Raw genomic sequence first — 17,965 nt, 5'->3', positions numbered from 1 at the left:
CCTCGGTTGGCCGAGCAAACCGTCGCTTTCGGGGGTCCCTGGCCGGCGAGAGCGACAGTTTGCTCGGCTGACCGAGCAAACTGTCGCCGGTCGGGGGTCAGCGGGAGGCGGCGAAGGCGGCCTCGAGGACGTCGAGGCCGTCGTGCAGCAGGGCGTCGCCGATGGCGAGCGGGGGCAGGAAGCGCAGCACGTTGCCGTGGGTGCCGCAGGTGAGCACGATGACGCCCTGGGCGTGGGCGGCGGAGGCGACCTGCTTGGTGAGCACCGGGTCGGGCTCGGTGGTGCCGGCCTTCACCAGCTCGACGGCGATCATCGCGCCGCGGCCGCGGATGTCGCCGATGCGGTCGTCGGCGGCCTGCAGGGCGCGCAGCCGGTCCTTCATCAGCGCCTCGATCTCGCGGGCGCGGGCGGTGAGGTCCTCGGACTCGATGGTCTCGATCGCGGCCAGCGCGGCGGCGCAGGCCAGCGGGTTGCCGCCGTAGGTGCCGCCGAGGCCGCCGACGTGGGCGGCGTCCATGATCTCGGCGCGCCCGGTGACCGCCGAGAGCGGGAGGCCGCCGGCGATCCCCTTGGCGGTGACGATGAGGTCGGGCACCACTCCCTCGTGGTCGCAGGCGAACATCGCGCCGGTGCGGGCGAACCCGGTCTGCACCTCGTCGGCCACGAACACCACGCCGTTCGCGCGGCACCAGTCCACCAGCGCCGGCAGGAAGCCCTCGGCCGGCTCGATGAAGCCACCCTCGCCCTGGATCGGCTCGATCACCACGCAGGCGAGGTTCTCGGCCCCCACCTGCTTCTCGATGACGTCGATCGCGCGGGCGGCGGCCGCGGCGCCGTCGACCCCGGAGTCGCGGAAGGGGTAGGACAGCGGCGCGCGGTAGACCTCGGAGGCGAACGGACCGAAGCCGTGCTTGTACGGCATGTTCTTGGCCGTCATCGCCATCGTGAGGTTGGTGCGGCCGTGGTAGCCGTGGTCGAACACGACCACGGCGGTGCGCTTGGTGTGGGCGCGGGCGATCTTCACCGCGTTCTCCACCGCCTCCGCACCGGAGTTGAACAGGGCGCTGCGCTTCTCGTGGTCGCCGGGGGTGAGGCGGTTGAGCGCCTCGGCCACCTCCACGTAGCCGGCGTAGGGGGTGACCATGAAGCAGGTGTGGGTGAAGGCCGCGACCTGGGCCTGCACGGCCTCCACGACGCGCGGCGCGGCGTTGCCGACCGTCGTCACGGCGATGCCGGAGCCGAGGTCGATGAGGTGGTTGCCGTCGATGTCGACGACGATGCCGCCGCCGGCGCGCGCGGCGAAGACCGGCAGCGTGGTGCCGACACCGGCCGCGACGGCGCCGGTCTTGCGGGCCATCAGCTCCACCGAGCGGGGGCCCGGCAGGTCGGTCACGAGCCGGCGCTCCTGGGCGATCGGCTCCTGCGCCGCGGTGAGGGTGTCGGTCGGGTCGAGCGTCGCGGTCACGGGGTCCTCCTGGGCGGGCGCGTCGGGCTGGCGTCCTTCCAGTGTGGACAGCGCGATCTATGCTGTCGAATACCTGTGTGACATCGAATCCATGCCACAAGAGCATGGAACGGCCGGCGAGGGGAGCGACCGTGGAGCTGCGCCACCTGCGCTACCTCGTCGCCACCGCCGACGCCGGGTCTGTCAGCGCCGCCGCCCAGGACCTCCACGTCACCCAGCCCGGGCTCTCACGCCAACTGCGCGACCTCGAGCGCGAGCTCGGCGTCGACCTCTTCGACCGCGCCGGCGGACGGCTGCGCCTGAGCCGCACCGGCCGCGAGCTGCTTCCCCGCGCGATCGCGGTGCTCGACGCCGTCGGCGAGCTCACCCGCGCGGCCGCGGTGCACGCGGCGGGCGGCGTGGAGCGGCTGCTCATCGCCGCCCCGGGGGTGACGCTCACCGACGTCGTCGCGCCCTTCGTGGCCACGATGGCCGCCGACGACCCGGTGATCGACGTCCGCACCGCCGACGGGGTGTCGGTCGGCACGCTGCTGCGCGAGGGCGTGGACCTCGCCATCGGCACCGACCGGCCGCCGCGCCCGTTCACCTCCCGCCGGCTGGCGGTGCTCCCGGTGTGGGCCTACGTCGCCCCCGACGACCCGTGGGCCTCGCGCACCGACGTCACCCTGCGCGAGCTCGTGGGCCGACCGCTGGTGGTGCTGCCCGCCACCTACACCGCCCGCAGCTCCCTCGACGCCGCCCTCACCCGCGAGGAGCTCGGTGTCGGCGAGCTCGTCGAGGCCGGCAACGGCACGATCGCGCAGGCCCTGGCGGCCAGCGGTCGGGGCGTCGCAGTGGTCTCGGACGACCCCCGCTTCGACGTCGTCCCGCTCGCGATCCGCACCGACGGCGGCCAGCGGCTGGCGGTGCGCCTCTCGGCGTCCTGGAACCCCACCGCCATCACCGCCGCCACCGTCGAGTCGCTGGCCACCCGCCTCGCCGCCTACGTCGAGCAGGTCTACGGCGCCCCCTGACCGCCGTCGGTGGTCGCGGTTGGGCGTTGTCACAAGCAGACGGCAGGCCGAATGCACGATTCGACCTGCCGTTCGCTTGTGACGACGGAGGCCCGCGACCCAGTGCGGGCCGCGGGCCGCCTCAGTCGGCGACGTAGAGCAGCCGCTTGTTGGCGAACTCGTCCATGCCGAGGGGGCCGAGCTCGCGCCCGAAGCCGGAGCGCTTGACGCCGCCGAAGGGGATCTCGGGGCCCTCGCCGGCGATGGTGTTGACGTTGGACATGCCCACGGAGAGGCGCTCGGCGACGGCCTGGGCGCGGGCGGTGTCGCGGGCGAACACCGAGCCGCCGAGGCCGTAGGGGGTGTCGTTGGCCAGCGCGAGGGCGTCGTCGTCGCTGCTCACGCGGTAGACCACGGCCACGGGTCCGAAGAGCTCCTCGTGGTAGGCCCGCATGTCGGGGGTGACGCCGGTGAGCACCGCGGGGGAGTAGAACGCCGTCGGCGCCTCGCCCAGCACGCCGCCGGCGTGGAGGGTGGCGCCCTTCGCGACGGCGTCCTGCACCTGGGCGTCCAGGGTCTCGGCGGCCGCGCGGGAGGACAGGGGCGAGAGGTCGTCGGGGCCGAGCGCCTGCGCCTTGGCCGCCAGGCCGGCGACCAGGTCGTCGAAGACGTCGTCGAGGGCGATGATGCGCTTGTTGGAGTTGCAGGCCTGGCCTGTGTTGTAGACCCGGAAGTCCCAGGCGGCGTCGACCAGACCGGGCAGGTCGTCGGTGTCGAGCACGACCATGGGGTCGGAGCCGCCGAGCTCGAGCACGCACTTCTTCAGGTGCTGCCCGGCGAGGGAGGCCACGGCGGCGCCCGCCCGCTCCGAGCCGGTGAGCGAGACGCCGGCGATGCGCGGGTCGGCGATCATCGTCGCGATCTGGTCGTGGTCGGCGAACAGGTTCTGGTAGACGCCCTCGGGCACACCGGCGTCGGCGAGCACCTGCACGATGGCCAGCGCCGAGGCCGGCACCGACTCGGCGTGCTTGACCAGCACGACGTTGCCGAGCACCAGGTTGGGCGCGGCGAACCGGGCCACCTGGTAGTAGGGGAAGTTCCACGGCATGATCCCGAGGATCGCGCCGAGCGGGCGGCGCTGGATCACCGCGCGACCGCCGTCGGGGGCCGGGATCGGCTGGTCGGCGGTGAAGTCGGGCCCGTGGGTGGCGTAGTAGCCGAAGATCCCCTGGCAGAACTCCGCCTCCTCCACGCCCTCCGAGAGCGGCTTGCCCATCTCGCGGCGGGCGATCTCGGCGAGCTCGTCGGCGCGCTCGCCGAAGAGCCGGGCGACCTCGTGGACGATCGCCACCCGCTCGGCCATCGGGCGGGCGGCCCAGGCCGCCGCGGCCTCGGTGGCGGCGGTCAGCGCGTCCTGCACCTCGGCGTCGGTCGCGGTGTCGAAGCGGTCGAGGACCTCGCCGGTGGCGGGGTTCACGGACTGGTAGGCGATCTCGGGCATCGGTGCCTCTCGGGGTCGGCGGGTGGGACTCGGTGCGGGTGCTCCGGCACCAGTGGATCAGGTGGCACCAGTGGAGCAGGTGGGTGGTGAGGGTGTCACCGGGGTCACCGGGCGGTCTCGGTGTCGCCGGTGATGCGCTGGGCCAGCCAGATCGGCACCACCGAGACCAGGATCAGCACGACGGCCACCACCGACACCACCGGCGCCTGGTTGGGCCGGAAGAGGTTGTTGAGGATCCAGATCGGCAGCGTCTCGGTGCCGTTGCCGGCGGTGAACGTGGTCACGATGATCTCGTCGAAGCTCAGCGCGAAGGACAGCAGACCCCCGGCGAGCAGCGCCGAGCGCAGCTGCGGGAACGTGACGAGCCGGAACGTCGTCCACACCCCGGCCCCGAGGTCGGCGGAAGCCTCCTCCAGGTTGCCGCCCATCCGGCGCAGCCGGGCGATGGCGTTGTTGAAGACCGTGACGATGCAGAACGTCGCGTGCGCCACGATCACCGTGCCGATCGTGAGGTCGACGGCCAGGATGCCGCGGAAGGCGTTGTTCAACGCGATGCCGGTGACGATGCCGGGCAGGGCGATCGGCAGGATCACCAGCAGGTTCACGGTGTTCTTGCCGTAGAAGCTGAACCGCTGCAGTGCCAGGGCCAGCATCGTGCCGAGCACGAGCGCGATCGCCGTCGCCCCCAGCGCCACCTTCACGCTGGTGAGCACGGCGTCGCGGGCGCCGACGCTGTCGGCGGCCCGGCCCCACCACTCGGTGGTCAACCCGGTGGGCGGCCACGTCATCGACGGGTCGGTGTTGAAGGAGTTCACCACCACCAGCAGCAGCGGCGCGTACATCACCAGCAGCACCAGGCCGGTGACGACGACCAGGGCGCGGCGTGCGAGGGGACTCAGGGTCACGGTCGGTTCCTCGGGAGGGTGGCGGAAGCGGTGGGGGTGGTGGGGGTGGCGGGGGTGTGGGGGTCAGAGCCGGTCCAGTGCGCCGGTGCGGCGCACGGCGGCGAGGTAGCCGAGCATGATCACGATCGGGATCAGCGCGATCGCGGCGGCCAGCGGCAGGTTGTTGGCCGCACCGACGTTGGTGAAGACCAGGTTGCCGAGCATCTGGCTCGCCCCGCCGACGATGTTGACGGTGATGTAGTCGCCCAGCGTCAGGGAGAAGCTGAAGATCGAGCCGGCCACGATCGAGGGCACCAGCAGCGGCAGCACCACGGTGCGCAGCGTCGTCGCGGTGGAGGCGCCGAGGTCGCCCGCGGCCTCGATCAGCGAGCCCGGCACGCGCTCCATGCCCGCGTAGATCGGCAGGATCACGTAGGGCAGCCAGATGTAGGCCTGGGTGATGACGACGCCGGTGAGGCCGTAGCCGGGCGTGTGCAGGCCGATCGGCCCCAGCGCCCAGTCCACCAGCCCGTCCTGGGACAGCAGGGAGCGCCAGGCGAACGCCTTGACCAGGTAGCTGGCCCACAGCGGCGTCAGCACGGCGACGACGAGCAGCCGGCGGGCGCGCGGGCTGGCGACCTTGCCCATGTAGAAGGCGATCGGCAGCGCGATCGCGACGTCGATGAGGGTCACCAGCAGGGCGACGCCGACCGTGCGCAGGGCGACGGTGCGGTAGAGCGGCTCGGTGGCCACCTCGCGCAGGTTGTCGACGGTGAGCGAGCGGCTGAGCTCCCCGGTGAAGCTGTCCACCGACCACAGCGCCGTCACCAGCAGCGCGGCCAGGGCCACGATGTAGATCAGCACCAGCCAGGTCAGCGGCGCGGCGAGCAGCAGGATCAGGCGCATCCACGCGAAACGCGTGAGCACCGAGGACATGCGGCGGGCGACCGCCCCCCCGGAGGTCGGGGGGGCGGGCGCCGTGCGGTCCGTGCGGACGGGGGTGGGGGTCAAGGATCAGCCCTTGATCTCGGTCCAGGCCTTGGTCCAGTCGGAGTAGTCGGTGCACTCGACGTCGGTCCGGCCGTCCAGGCACTCGGCGATGGGGGTGCGCCAGTACCAGATCTTGTTCGCGAACTCCTCGTCGCCGGCCTTGAAGGTCGCGCAGAAGTCGGGGCTGCTGGCGTACTCGCAGGCCTCGGCGCTGTTCGGGGCCTCACCGAAGTACTCGGTGGCGGCGGCGTTGATCTTCGGATCCTCGATGTGGTTGAGCCAGGCGTAGGCGCAGTTCACGTTCTCGGCCTGCGAGGACACCATCCAGGTGTCGTTCCAGCCGGTGACGCCCTCGGAGGGGATCGTGACCTTGATGTTGGGCTGGTCGATGACGTTGGCGATCACCTGCCAGGTCGTGCCCACCACCGAGTCGCCGGTCTTGAAGGCCGAGGCCTCCTTGAGGTAGTCCGACCAGTACTCGCCGATGTTCTCGCGCTGGGCCTTGAGCAGGTCCACCGCGGCGGCCAGCTGGTCCTCGTCCAGGGCGTAGGGGTTGGTGATGCCGAGGTCGGGCTGGGTGGCCATCAGGTACATCGCGGCGTCGGCGATGTAGATCGGGGAGTCGTAGGCGGTGACCTTGCCCTGGTAGGCCGAGCCCTTCTCGAACACGACGTCCCACGAGGTCGGCTCGTCCATGACGTCGGCGTTGTACATCAGCAGGTTCGCGCCGTAGCCGTGCGGGACGCCGTAGTTCTTGCCGTCGACGGTGTTCCACTCCTTGTCCTTGAGGAAGTCGAAGACCTTCTCGTAGTTCGGCACCAGGTCGGTGTTGACCTCCGCGGCCTCGCCGGAGGCGATCAGGCGCAGCGTGAGGTCGCCGGAGGCGACGACGACGTCGTAGTCGCCGGACTTGGCGAGGTTGAACGCCTCGTCGGAGGTGCCGTAGACCTTCGTGGTGACCTCGCAGCCGGTCTCCTCCTCGAAGGAGGACACCCAGTCCACGGCCGGGTCGTTGGACCCGTCCTCGACGTAGCCCGGCCAGGCCAGGATCGAGACCTGGCCCTCGTTCTCGCCGAGCTCGGTGGGGGCGCCGGTGGTGGCCTCGGTGTCGTCGGAGCCGCAGGCGGCGAGCGACAGGCTGAGCGCGAGGGCGGCCGTGAGGCCGGCCCCGAGCCGCCGGGTGCGGGTGGTGCGCGTCATCGGAGTCCTTCTTTCCTGGTGCGTGAGGGTGGTGCGGGGGTTCGGTGGGTCCGGTCGGTGCTGCGGGTCAGTGCAGGGCGACGAGGTCGTCGGCGGCCCAGCTGGCGACGACGTCGTCGCCGCGGGCGAGGTCGGAACCGGTGCCGTGCTCGACGCTCACGAGTCGCAGCGGCTCGTCGCCGCCCTCGAGGTCGAGCACGATCCGGCGGCCGCCGCCGAGGTAGATGACCTCGGCGATGCGCGCGCGGACGCGGTAGCCGTCGGTGGCGCCCGCGGGATCGGCGCCGCGCTCGACCCGGACCTTCTCGGGCCGCAGCGCGTGGGCGCCGCCGCGGCCGAGGAACGCCCGCGAGGCGGCGTCGTCGAAGATCGTGGAGGTGCCCACGAACGTCGCGACGTAGGCGGAGGCGGGCTGCTCGTAGATCTCCTGCGGGGTGCCGAGCTGCACGATGCGGCCCTCGTTGAACACCGCGACGCGGTCGCTGAGGGTCAGCGCCTCCTCCTGGTCGTGGGTCACGAAGACGAAGGTGATGCCGAGGTCGCGCTGGAGCGCCTTGAGCTCGACCTGCATCTGCTCGCGCAGCTTGAGGTCCAGGGCGCCCAGGGGCTCGTCGAGCAGCAGCACCCGGGGCTGCACGACGATCGCGCGCGCCAGGGCCACCCGCTGCCGCTGCCCGCCGGAGAGCTGGGTGGGCATGCGGTCGGCGAGGTGGTCCAGGCGCACGGTGGCCAGTGCCTCCCGGGCCCGGGTGCGGCGCTCGGTCCTCCCGACGCCGCGCACGCGCAGGCCGTAGGCGACGTTGTCGAGCACGTCCATGTGCGGGAAGAGCGCGTAGTCCTGGAAGACCGTGTTGACCTCGCGCTCGAACGGCGCGCGGTGGGTGACGTCGGTGCCGGCCAGGGCGATCCGGCCGGCCGAGGGCTTCTCGAAGCCGGCGATGAGCCGCAGCACCGTGGTCTTGCCCGACCCGGACGGGCCGAGCATCGAGAAGAACTCGCCGTCGGCGATCTCGAGGTCGACGCCGTCGACGGCGCGCACGTCGCCGAAGTGCCGCGTCACGCCGCTCAGGCTGATCGCCGGGGTGCCCGACGCGCCGGTGTCGGCGCCGGTGCTGGTCGGGCGGGGCGCCTTCGCGGTGCTGAGGGGGCTCGGGGTGGGGCTCGACATCGGGTGACCGTCTCCGCTCGCTCGTGGGATGCGGAGAAACATATGGAATCAGATGTTAGATGTCTATGGTCTGGTTGTGACGCGCGTGTAAAACTCGTGACTCGCCACCCGAGGAGAGCCCATGGCCACCGTGCACCGACCCGCCACGCGGGCCCGCACCGCGGTCTTCGCACCCCTGGGCGACGCCGGCCGCGCGGTGCGCGTGGCCCAGCGGCTCGAGCAGGCCATCCGGGCCGGGATCCTCGCCGAGGGCGAGCGGCTGCCCAGCGAGCCCGAGCTCGCCAGCATGCTCGGCGTCGCCACCGTCACCGCCCGCGAGGCGCTGGTCTCGTTGCGCGCCCAGGGACTGGTCACCACCGTGCGGGGCCACGGCGGCGGCTCCTTCGTCACCCGGCCCGAGGGTGGGCACGAGCGGGTCACCCGCCAGCGCCTGGCGGCCATGACCAAGGTCGAGCTCGGTGATCACGGCACCCACTACTCCGCGGTCCTGGCCGGCTGCGCCGAGCTCGCCGCCGAGCGCGCCGACACCGAGGAGGTGGCCGAGCTGCGCGAGATCGTGGCGCTCGGCCGCCCCCGCGACGACGCCCCGGAGCCCACGCTCGGCGAGGTCCGCCACGCCGACACCGAGCTGCACCTCGCGATCGCCGCGCTCACCCAGTCCGCCCGCCTGGCCCGCGAGGTCGTGCGGATGGAGTCCGACTTCGGCGTCGTGCTGCGCCTGCCGCTCGGCCTCGACGAGCACCGCACCCGCATCCACGACCTGCAGCAGCAGCTGATCGCCGCGATCGGCCACCAGGACCCGGCGGCGGCGCGCGCGGTGATGCGTCGCCGGGTGCAGGAGACCCTCGGGGCGCTCGCGCGGATGCGGGCCGACGCGCTGCGCGGGGTCGAGGCGTGACCCTGCCGGCCACCCGGTCCAGGGCCCGGTCCGCCTCACGCGCGTGATCCGGTGCGCCGGCAGGGCAGCGCCCGGGCCCCGCGTGGGGTTACCGTGAGCCCCATGGCGCGCACGCCCGGTCCGGCCACCCCCACCGACGCCCCGGTGGCCGCTGCCACGTGCGTCGAGGCCGTCGAGACCTTCTTCGCCCCGCTGCTCGCCTCGTTGGCCCGCAGCGCCGACGCCATCGCCCCGCTGTTCGACGGCCCGCCGATCGCCTCCGACATCGTGCTGCGCGAGGTCGAGCCGCGGGCGCGCGACGTGCTGGCCGCGGGGCCCGCGGTGGGCGCCGGCTTCGTCGTCATCCCGGGCCTGCTCAGCGACCTCACCCACCTGCTCGCCTGGTGGCAGGGCGACGCCGGGGAGCGGATGGCGGAGTCGGCGGCGCTGGTGCAGTCGGCCGAGTACGCCCACCAGGAGTGGTTCCGCACCCCGTTGCGCACCGGCGAGGTGCACGTCACCGGCCCCTACGTCGACTACGTCTGCACCGACGAGTTCGTGCTCACCACCACCCTCCCCGTCGTCCGGGCCGGCCGGCCGCTCGGGGTGATGGGCGTCGACGTGCTGGCCGAGACCCTCGAGCGCGTGCTGGCCCCCACCTTCATCGCCGCCGGCGCCACGCTGGTCAACCACCACTCGCGCGCCGCCGTCTCGGGCGACCCCACCGTGTTCGCGGGCGACCGGATCGACCGCTCGGCCTTCGCCCTCGCGCTGCCCTGTGCCGGACTGCCGCTGACGGTGCTCGCCTGACGGACCCCCGCGGCGACCCCGTCCAGCACCTGAACCCGCGCCGAGCCCGACGTTGCCGGCTGGGAACCTCGGACCGATCGCCCGCACCCTCCAGGAGCCCCGATGTCGAAGCGCGCCCAGGCCACCGCCCGCACCACCCTGCCGATCAGCCCGGAGCGGGCCTGGGCGGTGCTCGCCCACCACGAGGGCATGGCCTCGTGGGGTCCCGGCATGAAGGTGAGCGTCGACGACGCGAAGGCGCAGACCCCGGGCGGGGTCGGCGCGGTGCGTCGGATCGCGGCCCCGGGCCCCGCGCCCGCGATCGTGGAGGAGATCGTCGCCTTCGACGCGCCCCGCGTGCTCGGCTACCGCGGCCTGGCCGGCGTCCCGTTCGCCGACTACCGCGGCGAGGTGCGGCTCAGCCCGCAGGGCTCCGGCACCCGGGTGGAGTGGACGCTCTCGGCGCGGTCCCGCGTCCCGCTGGTCGAGCAGGGCGCCCTGGCCGTGATCTCGCGCACGTTGCTCGCGCTGTACTCCCGGGCCGCCCGCAAGGGGTGAATCGGGTTGTCGGTGGTCCTCGCTTGAATGGCTGACGGCGCTCCACCGGGCGCCCTCCGGCCCGCCTCTCCACCCCTCTGCGAGGACCCCGCATGCCCACCGCCCCCGCGCTGCCCACCGGACGGGTGCGCACGACCGCCGTCCTGGTGCTGTTCGTCGCGACGTTCATGGACCTGCTCGACACCACGATCGTCAACGTCGCCCTGCCGGCGATCCGCGACGACCTCGACGCCTCCCCCTCCCAGCTGGAGTGGATGGTGTCGGGCTACGTGCTCGCCTTCGCCACGGTGCTCATCACCACCGGCCGGCTGGGCGACCTCTACGGCCGCAAGCGGGTCTTCCTCGTCGGCGTCGCCGGGTTCACCGTCGCCTCGGCGCTGTGCGCCTTCGCGCCCACCGCCGAGGTGCTCGTGATCGGTCGCTTCGTGCAGGGCTTCTTCGCCGCCACGATGGTGCCGCAGGTCCTCTCCATCGTGCAGGTGCTCTACGCGCCCAAGGAGCGCGCGGGCGTGCTCGGGGCCTTCGGTGCCGTCACGGGCACGGCCGCGGTCGCCGGCCCGCTGCTCGGCGGGGTCCTGATCACCAACGACGTCGCCGGGCTGGAGTGGCGCACGATCTTCGTCATCAACATCCCGATCGGGGTGCTGCTGCTGATCGGGGGCGCCCGGTTGATCCCCGAGACGCGCTCGCCCCACCGCACGCGCATCGACCTCCCCGGCGCGCTGCTCAGCTCGGCCGCCCTGTTCCTGCTGGCGTTCGCTCTCATCGAGGGCCGTCCCAAGGACTGGGTCTGGTGGATCTGGGCGCTCCTCGCGACCGCGCTCGTGCTCGTCGTGGTCTTCGCCCTCCACCAGCGCCGGGTCGAGGCCTCCGGCGGGTTCCCGATGGTCCCGCCGCGGTTGTTCTCCGACCGCGGCTACTCCGCGGGCGCCCTCACCTCCCTGGCCTTCTTCGGCTCGATCGGCGCCTTCTTCTTCGGCATCACCTTCTACCTCCAGTCCGGGCTGCAGTACTCCGCCATCGATGCCGGCCTGGCCACCGTGCCCTTCAGCATCGGGGCGTTCCTGGCCAGCGGGGTGTCGGTGCCGCTGGTCGACAAGCTCGGCCGCCGACTCGTCACCCTCGGCCTGGTGCTGTTCATCGCGGCCATCGCGTGGTTCGCCCAGACCGTCGACTTCCACGGCGACGCGCTGCAGGTGCGCGACATGATCGGCCCGATGGCGCTGGGCGGTGTCGGTCTTGCCTTCGCCGCCATCCCGCTGATCGACGTCGCACTGGCCAACACCGATCCCGCCGACGCCGGCGCCGCCTCCGCGGTGATCGGCACCTCCCAGCAGGTCGGCGCCGCGTTGCTGCTGGCCCTGGTGGGCGTGGCGTTCTTCGAGACCGTCGGCACGGACTTCACCCCCGCCGGCCTGCGCGAGGGCCTGCTCGCCGGGCTGTGGGTGCCCGGTGCGGGGCTCGCCGTGGCGGCCGTGGCCAGCCTGCTGCTGCCCGGCACGGCCGCGGTGCGCCACCACAAGGAGCTCGCCGAGCAGGCGGCCGAGCGGGAGTACGCCGCCACGGTCGGCTCCCTCCCGGTGGGCGCCGGCGACTGATCGCCGCCCCGGTGCCGACGACTCGGGAGCCGCCCCGCACGGTCACGTCCTTGTGACCGGACGGGGCGGCCCGACGTCAGCCCCCGGAGGGGAGGCGTGGGCTGACCTCGGCGACCGTAGCGGACCTTCGACAAGGTGCCGACAAGTCCGATCGACTCCATCGGCTCGATGTTCTTTCGACACCCCGCGGGGTCTCAGCGCCCGAAGGCGTCGTCGAACAGCGCGGTGAGTGCGGGGGTGGCCGGCCCGGAGTAGCCGCAGTTCAGCACGGCACCGTCGTTGGCGGAGACCAGGAACCGCTCCCCGGCCACGAAGTCCACGCCGTCGATCGAGACGGTGGAGCCGGCCGGACCCTCGAGGGTGTCGAGCCGCACCCGGGCGGCGTCGTCGTCGGTGTACCAGTCCTCGACGGCCAGGGTCACCTCGCCGTCGGTGAGATCGGTGACGGTGCCGAGGAAGGCGACGTCGGCGGCGGCCAGGAGCGCCGGGTCGAACATCGCGCACGACGCCATGGCGTCCGCGGCCGGGAGCGACAGGTCCAGCGTGCTCCCCGCCGCGGTGTCGGCGCCTCCCGCGGCCGTCGGTGCCGTGTCGGCGTCGTCGAGGGTGAGCCAGGTGCCGCCGGCGACGCCGAGGGCGACGACGGCGGCGGCTGCGGCGAGCAGACCGCGGTGCGGGCGGACGGGGCTGACGGCGGTGTCGGGGCGGGTCGGGGTCATGGCGGAGCCTCCGGGGGTCTGGGTCAGGTGGACGATCAGGTGCTCGAGCCGGGGGGTGTCGGGACGCACGCCCGCGGCCGGGTCGAGCCGGCGCAGGCGGGCCCGCAGGTCCTCGTGATCGGTCATCGCGACTCCCTCCTCTCGACCGGTGTCTGTCCGCCCGACGTCCCGCTCTTTCGTCCGCTCGCGGATCCGCCGGTGCCCCGGACGCCCATCCGCTCCGACAGCCGCCGCTTGGCGCGGTGGAGCCGGATCGCGGCGGCGTTGGCGCTGATGCCCAGCACCGTCGCGATCTCGCGGGCCTCGAGCCCCTCCCAGGCCCACAGCCGCAGCAGCTCCTGATCGCGCGGGGGCAGGGTGAGGAGTGCGACCGCCAGACGGTCGGCGTCGCGGTCGCCGTCGTCCTCGCCGGCCGGTTCCACCGCGGTGGCGCGCAACCGTGCCTCCAGCGCCCGCCGCCGATCCCCGCCGCGCCGGGCGTTGGCCAGGCAGCGGCGCGCGACGGCGTAGGTCCACGGCAGCGGGTCGTCGGTGGGCACGTCGTCGAAGCGGCGCCACAGCACCGTCAGCGTCTCGGCCACCACGTCGTCGGCGGTGGCGGGGTCGGTGCGCCGGTGGGCGTAGCGGGTCAGCGGCTCGGCGACGGCGCGCACGAGCGCGGCGAAGGCCTCCTCGCGCTGCCCGGTCGTCTCCACACCACCCCTCTGTCCGGCCTCGACCGGACTCTTTCACCCCGGCGCCCACCGCGCCGAGCGCCGTCATGATCCGGCGACGGCGTAGCGTCGCCCCCATGACCGCCCGGGTGTGCGACGACGTCGACGCGGCCCTCGCCGACGTGCCCGACGGCGCGACCGTGCTCATCGGGGGCTTCGGGAAGGTCGGCATGCCGGTGGCCCTGGTGGACGGCCTGATCCGGCAGGGCGCCTCGGACCTGGTGATCGTGTCCAACAACGCCGGCAACGGCGACACCGGAATCGCCGCGCTGCTCGCGGCGGGGCGGGTGCGCAAGGTCGTGTGCTCCTACCCGCGCCAGACCGACTCCTGGGTCTTCGACCGGCTCTACCGGGCCGGGGAGGTCGAGCTCGAGCTCGTGCCGCAGGGCACCCTGGCCGAGCGGATGCGCGCGGCCGGCGCCGGGATCGGCGCGTTCTACTGCCCCACGGGGGCCGGCACGCCGCTGGCCGAGGGCAAGGAGGTGCGCGACTTCGACGGGCGGCCCCACGTGCTGGAGCTGCCGCTGCGCGGCGACGTCGCCCTCATCCGGGCCCACCGCGCCGACCGCCTGGGCAACCTGGTGTACCGCAAGACCGCCCGCAACTTCGGCCCCGTCATGGCCACCGCGGCCCGCACGGTCGTGGTGGAGGTCGGCGACGTCGTCGAGATCGGTGCGCTCGACCCGGAGACGGTCGTGACGCCCGGCATCTACGTCGACCGGATCGTGCGCGTGCCGTGAGCGACCATCCCCTGCTCGCCGCCGCCGACCTCGACGCCGTGCCGTGCACCGCACCGGAACCGCTCACCCCCGCGGCGATCGCGGCGCGGGTGGCGCGCGACATCGAGCCCGGCTCGTTCGTGAACCTCGGCATCGGGCAGCCGACGCTGGTGGCCGACCACCTGCCGCCCGACGCCGGGATCGTGCTGCACACCGAGAACGGCATGCTCCACATGGGCCCGGCCGCCACGGGCGGGCCCGAGGACCCGATCGACCCCGACCTCACCAACGCCGGCAAGCAGCCGGTCACCGAGCGGCCCGGGGCCTCCTACTTCCACCAGGCCGACTCCTTCGCCATGATGCGCGGCGGCCACCTCGACGTGTGCGTGCTGGGCGCGTTCCAGGTGTCGGTCGCCGGCGACCTCGCGAACTGGCACACCGGCGCCCCCGACGCCGTGCCGGGGGTGGGAGGGGCGATGGACCTCGCCGTCGGCGCCCGACGGCTGGTGGTGATGATGACCCTGTTCGCCAAGGACGGCAGCCCGAAGCTGGTGCCCTCCTGCACCTACCCCCTCACCGGCGTGGGCTGCGTGCAGCGGGTCTACACCGACGCCGCGATCCTCGACGTCGGCCCGCACCTGCCCGGGGCCGTGCTCGTGGAGACCTTCGGGATCACCGCGGCCGAGCTCGCCGCGCGATTGCGCTGATCCCGCCGGGACGGGTCAGCCGGCGCGGATCCGGTCGCGCCACCGGTCGACGTCGCCGCCGTCGGCCCCGTGGCGGATGAACCACGCCGCGGGGTCGTCGCCGACCGCCTCCAGCAGCAGCCCGATCGCCTCGGCGGGGGCGGTGAGCCACTCGGGGCGCATCCCGTCGGGGTGGAGGTCGGCGAAGGTGGTGAGCCGCCCGACGACGGCGTCCATCCGCTCCTGGGTGCGCTCGTAGTCGGCCACCACCGCCTCGGGCGTCACGCCGGCGAGCAGCAGCAGCGCCCCGATCACCAGCCCGGTGCGGTCCTTGCCGGCCGCGCAGTGCACGAACGTGGCGCCGTCGGCGCTCAGCTGCGGCAGCACCGTGGCGATCCGCGGGGCCGCGACCTCGAGCAGCTCGGCGTAGACGTCGAGGATCGAACGGGTGCCGAGGTGGGCGGGGTCGGCGATCGAGCCCAGCGGCCACGGGGTGACCGTCGTGGTCGCGGGCCAGGGATAGGGCGAGCGGCGGCGCTCGTGCGCGGCGCGCAGGTCCAGCACCGCCGCCGGCGGCCACGCGACCCCGCTCGGCGCGACGTCGCCGGCGTACGGCGCGTCGCCGCGCAGCAGCACGCCCGGCGCCGTGCGACCGCCGTCGAGCAGCGGCAGGCCACCGAGGTCGCGGACGTTGACCGGGCAGGCGGGGGAGGCAGGCACCCCGCCACCCTGCCAGGGCCCCCGGGGCCAGCAGGCGACGGGCCCGGGCGGGTGAGGGTGCGGTTGTCAGGATGGAGCGGTGACCGCGCCCGCCGCCCCGTCCGGACCGCTCCCGCAGGGGGTCGCGGTCGCCCTCGTGGCGGGGTCCTCGGCCGCGGTCCTCGTCGTCGAGCTGGTGGCGCTGCGTCTCCTCGCGCCCTACCTCGGCCTCACCCTGGAGACCAGCACGCTGGTGATCGGCATCGCGCTCGCCGCCATCGCCCTGGGGTCGTGGGTGGGGGGTGTGGCCGCGGACCGGCGGGATCCCCGCGCGCTGCTGGCGCCCCTGCTCGGCGTCTCGGGCGTGGCCGTCGCGGCGACGCCGCTGCTGGTGCGGACCGTCGCCGAGACCGCCGAGGTGTTCCTCGTGCCGGTGGCCACCGCCACCATCCTGGTGCCCGGCGCGCTGCTCTCGGCGGTGAGCCCGGCGGTCACCAAGATCCAGCTGACGACGCTGGAGGAGACCGGTGCGGTGGTGGGCCGGCTCTCCGGAGTCGGGACGATCGGCGCCATCGCGGGCACCGTCCTCACGGGGTTCGTGCTCATCTCGCGGCTGCCGGTGAGCGGGATCCTGCTCGGCCTGGGCGTGCTGCTCGTCGTCGTGGCGCTGGTCCTGCCGGTCCTGGGGCTCGGGTCCCTCCCCGGCCGTGGTGGACGGCCCGGCGCGGCGCTCGTGCTCGTCCTCGGCGGCACCACGGCGGTCACGACGCTCGCGCCCGGCGGCTGCGACCGCGAGACCACCTACCACTGCGCGCGGGTGGAGGCCGATCCCGAGCGGCCCGGCGGGCGCACGCTCGTGCTCGACGGGCTGCGCCACTCCTACGTCGACGTCGACGACCCGACGCACCTGGAGTTCACCTACGTGCGCGCGATCGCCGCCGCGGTCGACGCGCGGTACCCGGCCGGCGTCGCGCTCCGTGCCCACCACCTCGGCGGCGGCGGGCTCACCCTGCCGCGCTTCCTCGACGTCGTCCGGCCCGGCACCCGCAGCACGGTCTCGGAGATCGACCCGGGCGTCGTCGCCCTCGACCGCGAGCTGCTCGGGCTCGACGACGGTCCCGGGACGGGGCTCGAGGTCCGGGTCGAGGACGGCCGGCTCGGCCTGGCGCGGCTTCCGGACGCCGTGCACGACCTCGTGGTGGGCGACGCCTTCGGCGGGGTGGCGGTGCCCTGGCACCTCACCACCGTCGAGGTCGTGCGCGAGGTTGACCGGGTGCTCGCCGACGACGGTCTCTACGCCGTCAACCTCATCGACTACGGCGACCTCGCCTTCGCCCGCGCCGAGCTGGCCACGCTGGCCGCGGTGTTCCCCCACGTCGTGCTGCTGGCCGACGCCGCCGACCGCGGTCCCGACCCCGACGGCGGCAACCTCGTCGCGCTGGCCGGTCGCCGTCCGATCGACCCCGCCGCGCTCACCGCCGCCCTCGCCGCCCGCGACGTCGACTGGGCGCCGCTCGCCGGCCCCGCCCTCGACGCCTGGCTCCGCGACGCCGAGGTGCTCACCGACGACCGGGCCCCGGTGGACCAGCTGCTCCAGCCCGCCCCGCTCCCCTGAGCGACGCTCGACGACCGACACCCGTCTTGTCGGAACCTTGTGCATCGGGGTCGGGCGGGTCCAGTCTGGGTGCCGCGCCGGCTCGGGCGCGGCGCGCTCCCTCATCCCGCATCCCCCAGGAGTCAGCCATGACCGTCGTCCGTCCGTCCGAGACCGGATCCGAGACCCGCCCCGAGGCCCGCGCCGGCCGGCTGGGGCGTCACCTGCGCCGCAACGCCGTGGCCTACTGCGCGCTGATCCTCGCCGTCGGCGTCTCCCCGCTGCCTGCGTGGGCCGCGGGCAAGGTCACCAGCAAGGACCTCGCGGCCAACGCCGTCACGGCCCCGAAGATCAAGGCCAACGCCGTCACCCGCGCCAAGATCAAGCCCGGTGCGGTGGACGTCTCCAAGCTCGATCCGGCAGCGGTCGGCTTCCGCAGCGTGACGATGCGCCGCGTGGAGCGCGCCGACGTCGCCGACGGGGCGACGTCCACGGTCTCGGTCGGCTGCGAACCCGGCGAGGTCGCGATCGGCGGTGGGGCCTACGTGGTCCCGAGCGGGTTCGTCCTGGTGGGCAGCACCGCGGGCGACCTGCAGCAGAGCCTGCCGGTGGTCCAGTTCACCGCGCCCTTCGTCGGCACCGGGCCGGTGGCCGACGCCACGGTCGACCCCGTCGCGTGGCGCACCGCGATCGTCAACAACACCGGATCCGCCCGCAGCGCCTTCCACTACGCCGTCTGCGCGAGCTGATCCCCGGCCTCGTCCGCCGCGGCTCTCGGGGCGTCACCAGCGCGCGGGTCGGGTCCGCCGGACC

At 73.8% G+C, this 17,965-nt stretch carries 18 protein-coding genes; 9 read left to right on the top strand and 9 right to left on the bottom strand.

What is annotated here, in order from left to right; genetic code table 11:
• Nucleotides 1-97: 97 nt before the first annotated feature.
• Nucleotides 98-1,465, bottom strand: coding sequence for a 4-aminobutyrate--2-oxoglutarate transaminase (gene gabT / locus ACERUJ_RS15890; protein WP_370249758.1), 1,368 nt, complete (start codon nt 1,463-1,465; stop codon nt 98-100).
• 131 nt (nt 1,466-1,596) lie between these two features.
• On the opposite strand from gabT, the gene ACERUJ_RS15885 reads away from it, so the two are divergent.
• A complete protein-coding gene (locus tag ACERUJ_RS15885) occupies nt 1,597-2,478 on the top strand; it encodes a LysR family transcriptional regulator (protein WP_370249757.1) in 882 nt (293 codons plus the stop codon).
• A gap of 121 nt (nt 2,479-2,599) precedes the next feature.
• On the opposite strand, the gene ACERUJ_RS15880 is transcribed toward ACERUJ_RS15885, so the two are convergent.
• The 5 genes from ACERUJ_RS15880 to ACERUJ_RS15860 form a co-directional block, all read right to left on the bottom strand.
• Entirely contained in the window at nt 2,600-3,958 is a 1,359-nt protein-coding gene (locus tag ACERUJ_RS15880) for an NAD-dependent succinate-semialdehyde dehydrogenase (RefSeq protein WP_370249756.1), read from the bottom strand.
• 104 nt (nt 3,959-4,062) lie between these two features.
• Nucleotides 4,063-4,863: an ABC transporter permease gene (locus tag ACERUJ_RS15875; RefSeq protein WP_370249755.1), complete on the bottom strand. Its 801-nt coding sequence runs from the start codon at nt 4,861-4,863 to the stop codon at nt 4,063-4,065.
• A 63-nt stretch (nt 4,864-4,926) separates the two neighbouring features.
• Nucleotides 4,927-5,778, bottom strand: a complete 852-nt coding sequence (locus ACERUJ_RS15870) for an ABC transporter permease (protein WP_370249817.1) — start codon at nt 5,776-5,778, stop codon at nt 4,927-4,929.
• Nucleotides 5,779-5,856: 78 nt separating this feature from the next.
• Nucleotides 5,857-7,032 carry an ABC transporter substrate-binding protein gene (locus ACERUJ_RS15865; RefSeq protein WP_370249754.1) on the bottom strand — a complete coding sequence of 392 codons (1,176 nt, stop codon included), beginning with the start codon at nt 7,030-7,032 and terminating at the stop codon, nt 5,857-5,859.
• Between the two features lie 67 nt (nt 7,033-7,099).
• Entirely contained in the window at nt 7,100-8,200 is a 1,101-nt protein-coding gene (locus ACERUJ_RS15860) for an ABC transporter ATP-binding protein (RefSeq protein ID WP_370249752.1), read from the bottom strand.
• A gap of 121 nt (nt 8,201-8,321) precedes the next feature.
• On the opposite strand from ACERUJ_RS15860, the gene ACERUJ_RS15855 reads away from it, so the two are divergent.
• The 4 genes from ACERUJ_RS15855 to ACERUJ_RS15840 all read left to right on the top strand — a co-directional run bounded on the left by ACERUJ_RS15855 (nt 8,322) and on the right by ACERUJ_RS15840 (nt 12,022).
• Nucleotides 8,322-9,098 (top strand): FadR/GntR family transcriptional regulator, encoded by a 777-nt coding sequence (locus tag ACERUJ_RS15855; RefSeq protein WP_370249751.1) that lies wholly within the window; start codon nt 8,322-8,324, stop codon nt 9,096-9,098.
• A 102-nt stretch (nt 9,099-9,200) separates the two neighbouring features.
• Nucleotides 9,201-9,887 (top strand): cache domain-containing protein, encoded by a 687-nt coding sequence (locus ACERUJ_RS15850; RefSeq protein WP_370249749.1) that lies wholly within the window; start codon nt 9,201-9,203, stop codon nt 9,885-9,887.
• A 102-nt stretch (nt 9,888-9,989) separates the two neighbouring features.
• The gene (locus ACERUJ_RS15845) at nt 9,990-10,424 is read left to right on the top strand and encodes an SRPBCC family protein (protein WP_370249748.1); all 435 of its coding nucleotides are present in this window, start codon (nt 9,990-9,992) and stop codon (nt 10,422-10,424) included.
• 92 nt (nt 10,425-10,516) lie between these two features.
• A complete protein-coding gene (locus tag ACERUJ_RS15840; protein WP_370249747.1) occupies nt 10,517-12,022 on the top strand; it encodes an MFS transporter in 1,506 nt (501 codons plus the stop codon).
• Nucleotides 12,023-12,216: 194 nt separating this feature from the next.
• Here the strand turns inward: ACERUJ_RS15840 and ACERUJ_RS15835 are convergent, their stop codons facing one another.
• Together ACERUJ_RS15835 and ACERUJ_RS15830 are read right to left on the bottom strand one after the other, a co-directional pair.
• Nucleotides 12,217-12,867: a hypothetical protein gene (locus ACERUJ_RS15835; protein WP_370249746.1), complete on the bottom strand. Its 651-nt coding sequence runs from the start codon at nt 12,865-12,867 to the stop codon at nt 12,217-12,219.
• The gene (locus ACERUJ_RS15830) at nt 12,864-13,436 is read right to left on the bottom strand and encodes an RNA polymerase sigma factor (protein ID WP_370249745.1); all 573 of its coding nucleotides are present in this window, start codon (nt 13,434-13,436) and stop codon (nt 12,864-12,866) included. The genes ACERUJ_RS15835 and ACERUJ_RS15830 overlap by 4 nt, the downstream gene beginning before the upstream one ends.
• Nucleotides 13,437-13,531: 95 nt before the next feature.
• Here ACERUJ_RS15830 and ACERUJ_RS15825 point away from each other — a divergent pair, with 95 nt between their 5' ends.
• Both ACERUJ_RS15825 and ACERUJ_RS15820 read left to right on the top strand, forming a co-directional pair.
• Nucleotides 13,532-14,194, top strand: coding sequence for a 3-oxoacid CoA-transferase subunit A (locus tag ACERUJ_RS15825; RefSeq protein WP_370249744.1), 663 nt, complete (start codon nt 13,532-13,534; stop codon nt 14,192-14,194).
• A 38-nt stretch (nt 14,195-14,232) separates the two neighbouring features.
• Complete coding sequence (locus ACERUJ_RS15820; RefSeq protein WP_370249815.1) at nt 14,233-14,880, top strand: 3-oxoacid CoA-transferase subunit B; 648 nt, start codon at nt 14,233-14,235, stop codon at nt 14,878-14,880.
• 15 nt (nt 14,881-14,895) lie between these two features.
• Here ACERUJ_RS15820 and ACERUJ_RS15815 read toward each other — a convergent pair whose 3' ends face one another.
• Entirely contained in the window at nt 14,896-15,579 is a 684-nt protein-coding gene (locus ACERUJ_RS15815) for a tyrosine-protein phosphatase (protein WP_370249742.1), read from the bottom strand.
• A gap of 79 nt (nt 15,580-15,658) precedes the next feature.
• Between ACERUJ_RS15815 and ACERUJ_RS15810 the strand changes: the two genes are divergently transcribed.
• Together ACERUJ_RS15810 and ACERUJ_RS15805 are read left to right on the top strand one after the other, a co-directional pair.
• On the top strand, nt 15,659-17,173 hold the full coding sequence (locus ACERUJ_RS15810) for a fused MFS/spermidine synthase (protein ID WP_370249741.1): 1,515 nt from the start codon (nt 15,659-15,661) through the stop codon (nt 17,171-17,173).
• A gap of 128 nt (nt 17,174-17,301) precedes the next feature.
• Complete coding sequence (locus ACERUJ_RS15805; RefSeq protein ID WP_370249740.1) at nt 17,302-17,901, top strand: hypothetical protein; 600 nt, start codon at nt 17,302-17,304, stop codon at nt 17,899-17,901.
• Nucleotides 17,902-17,965: the final 64 nt, after the last annotated feature.

The sequence above is a fragment of the Nocardioides sp. genome (assembly GCF_964228225.1).
Taxonomy (GTDB): domain Bacteria; phylum Actinomycetota; class Actinomycetes; order Propionibacteriales; family Nocardioidaceae; genus Nocardioides.
Note: the sequence above shows the minus strand (reverse complement) of the source record. Positions and strands in the feature narration are given on the sequence as shown.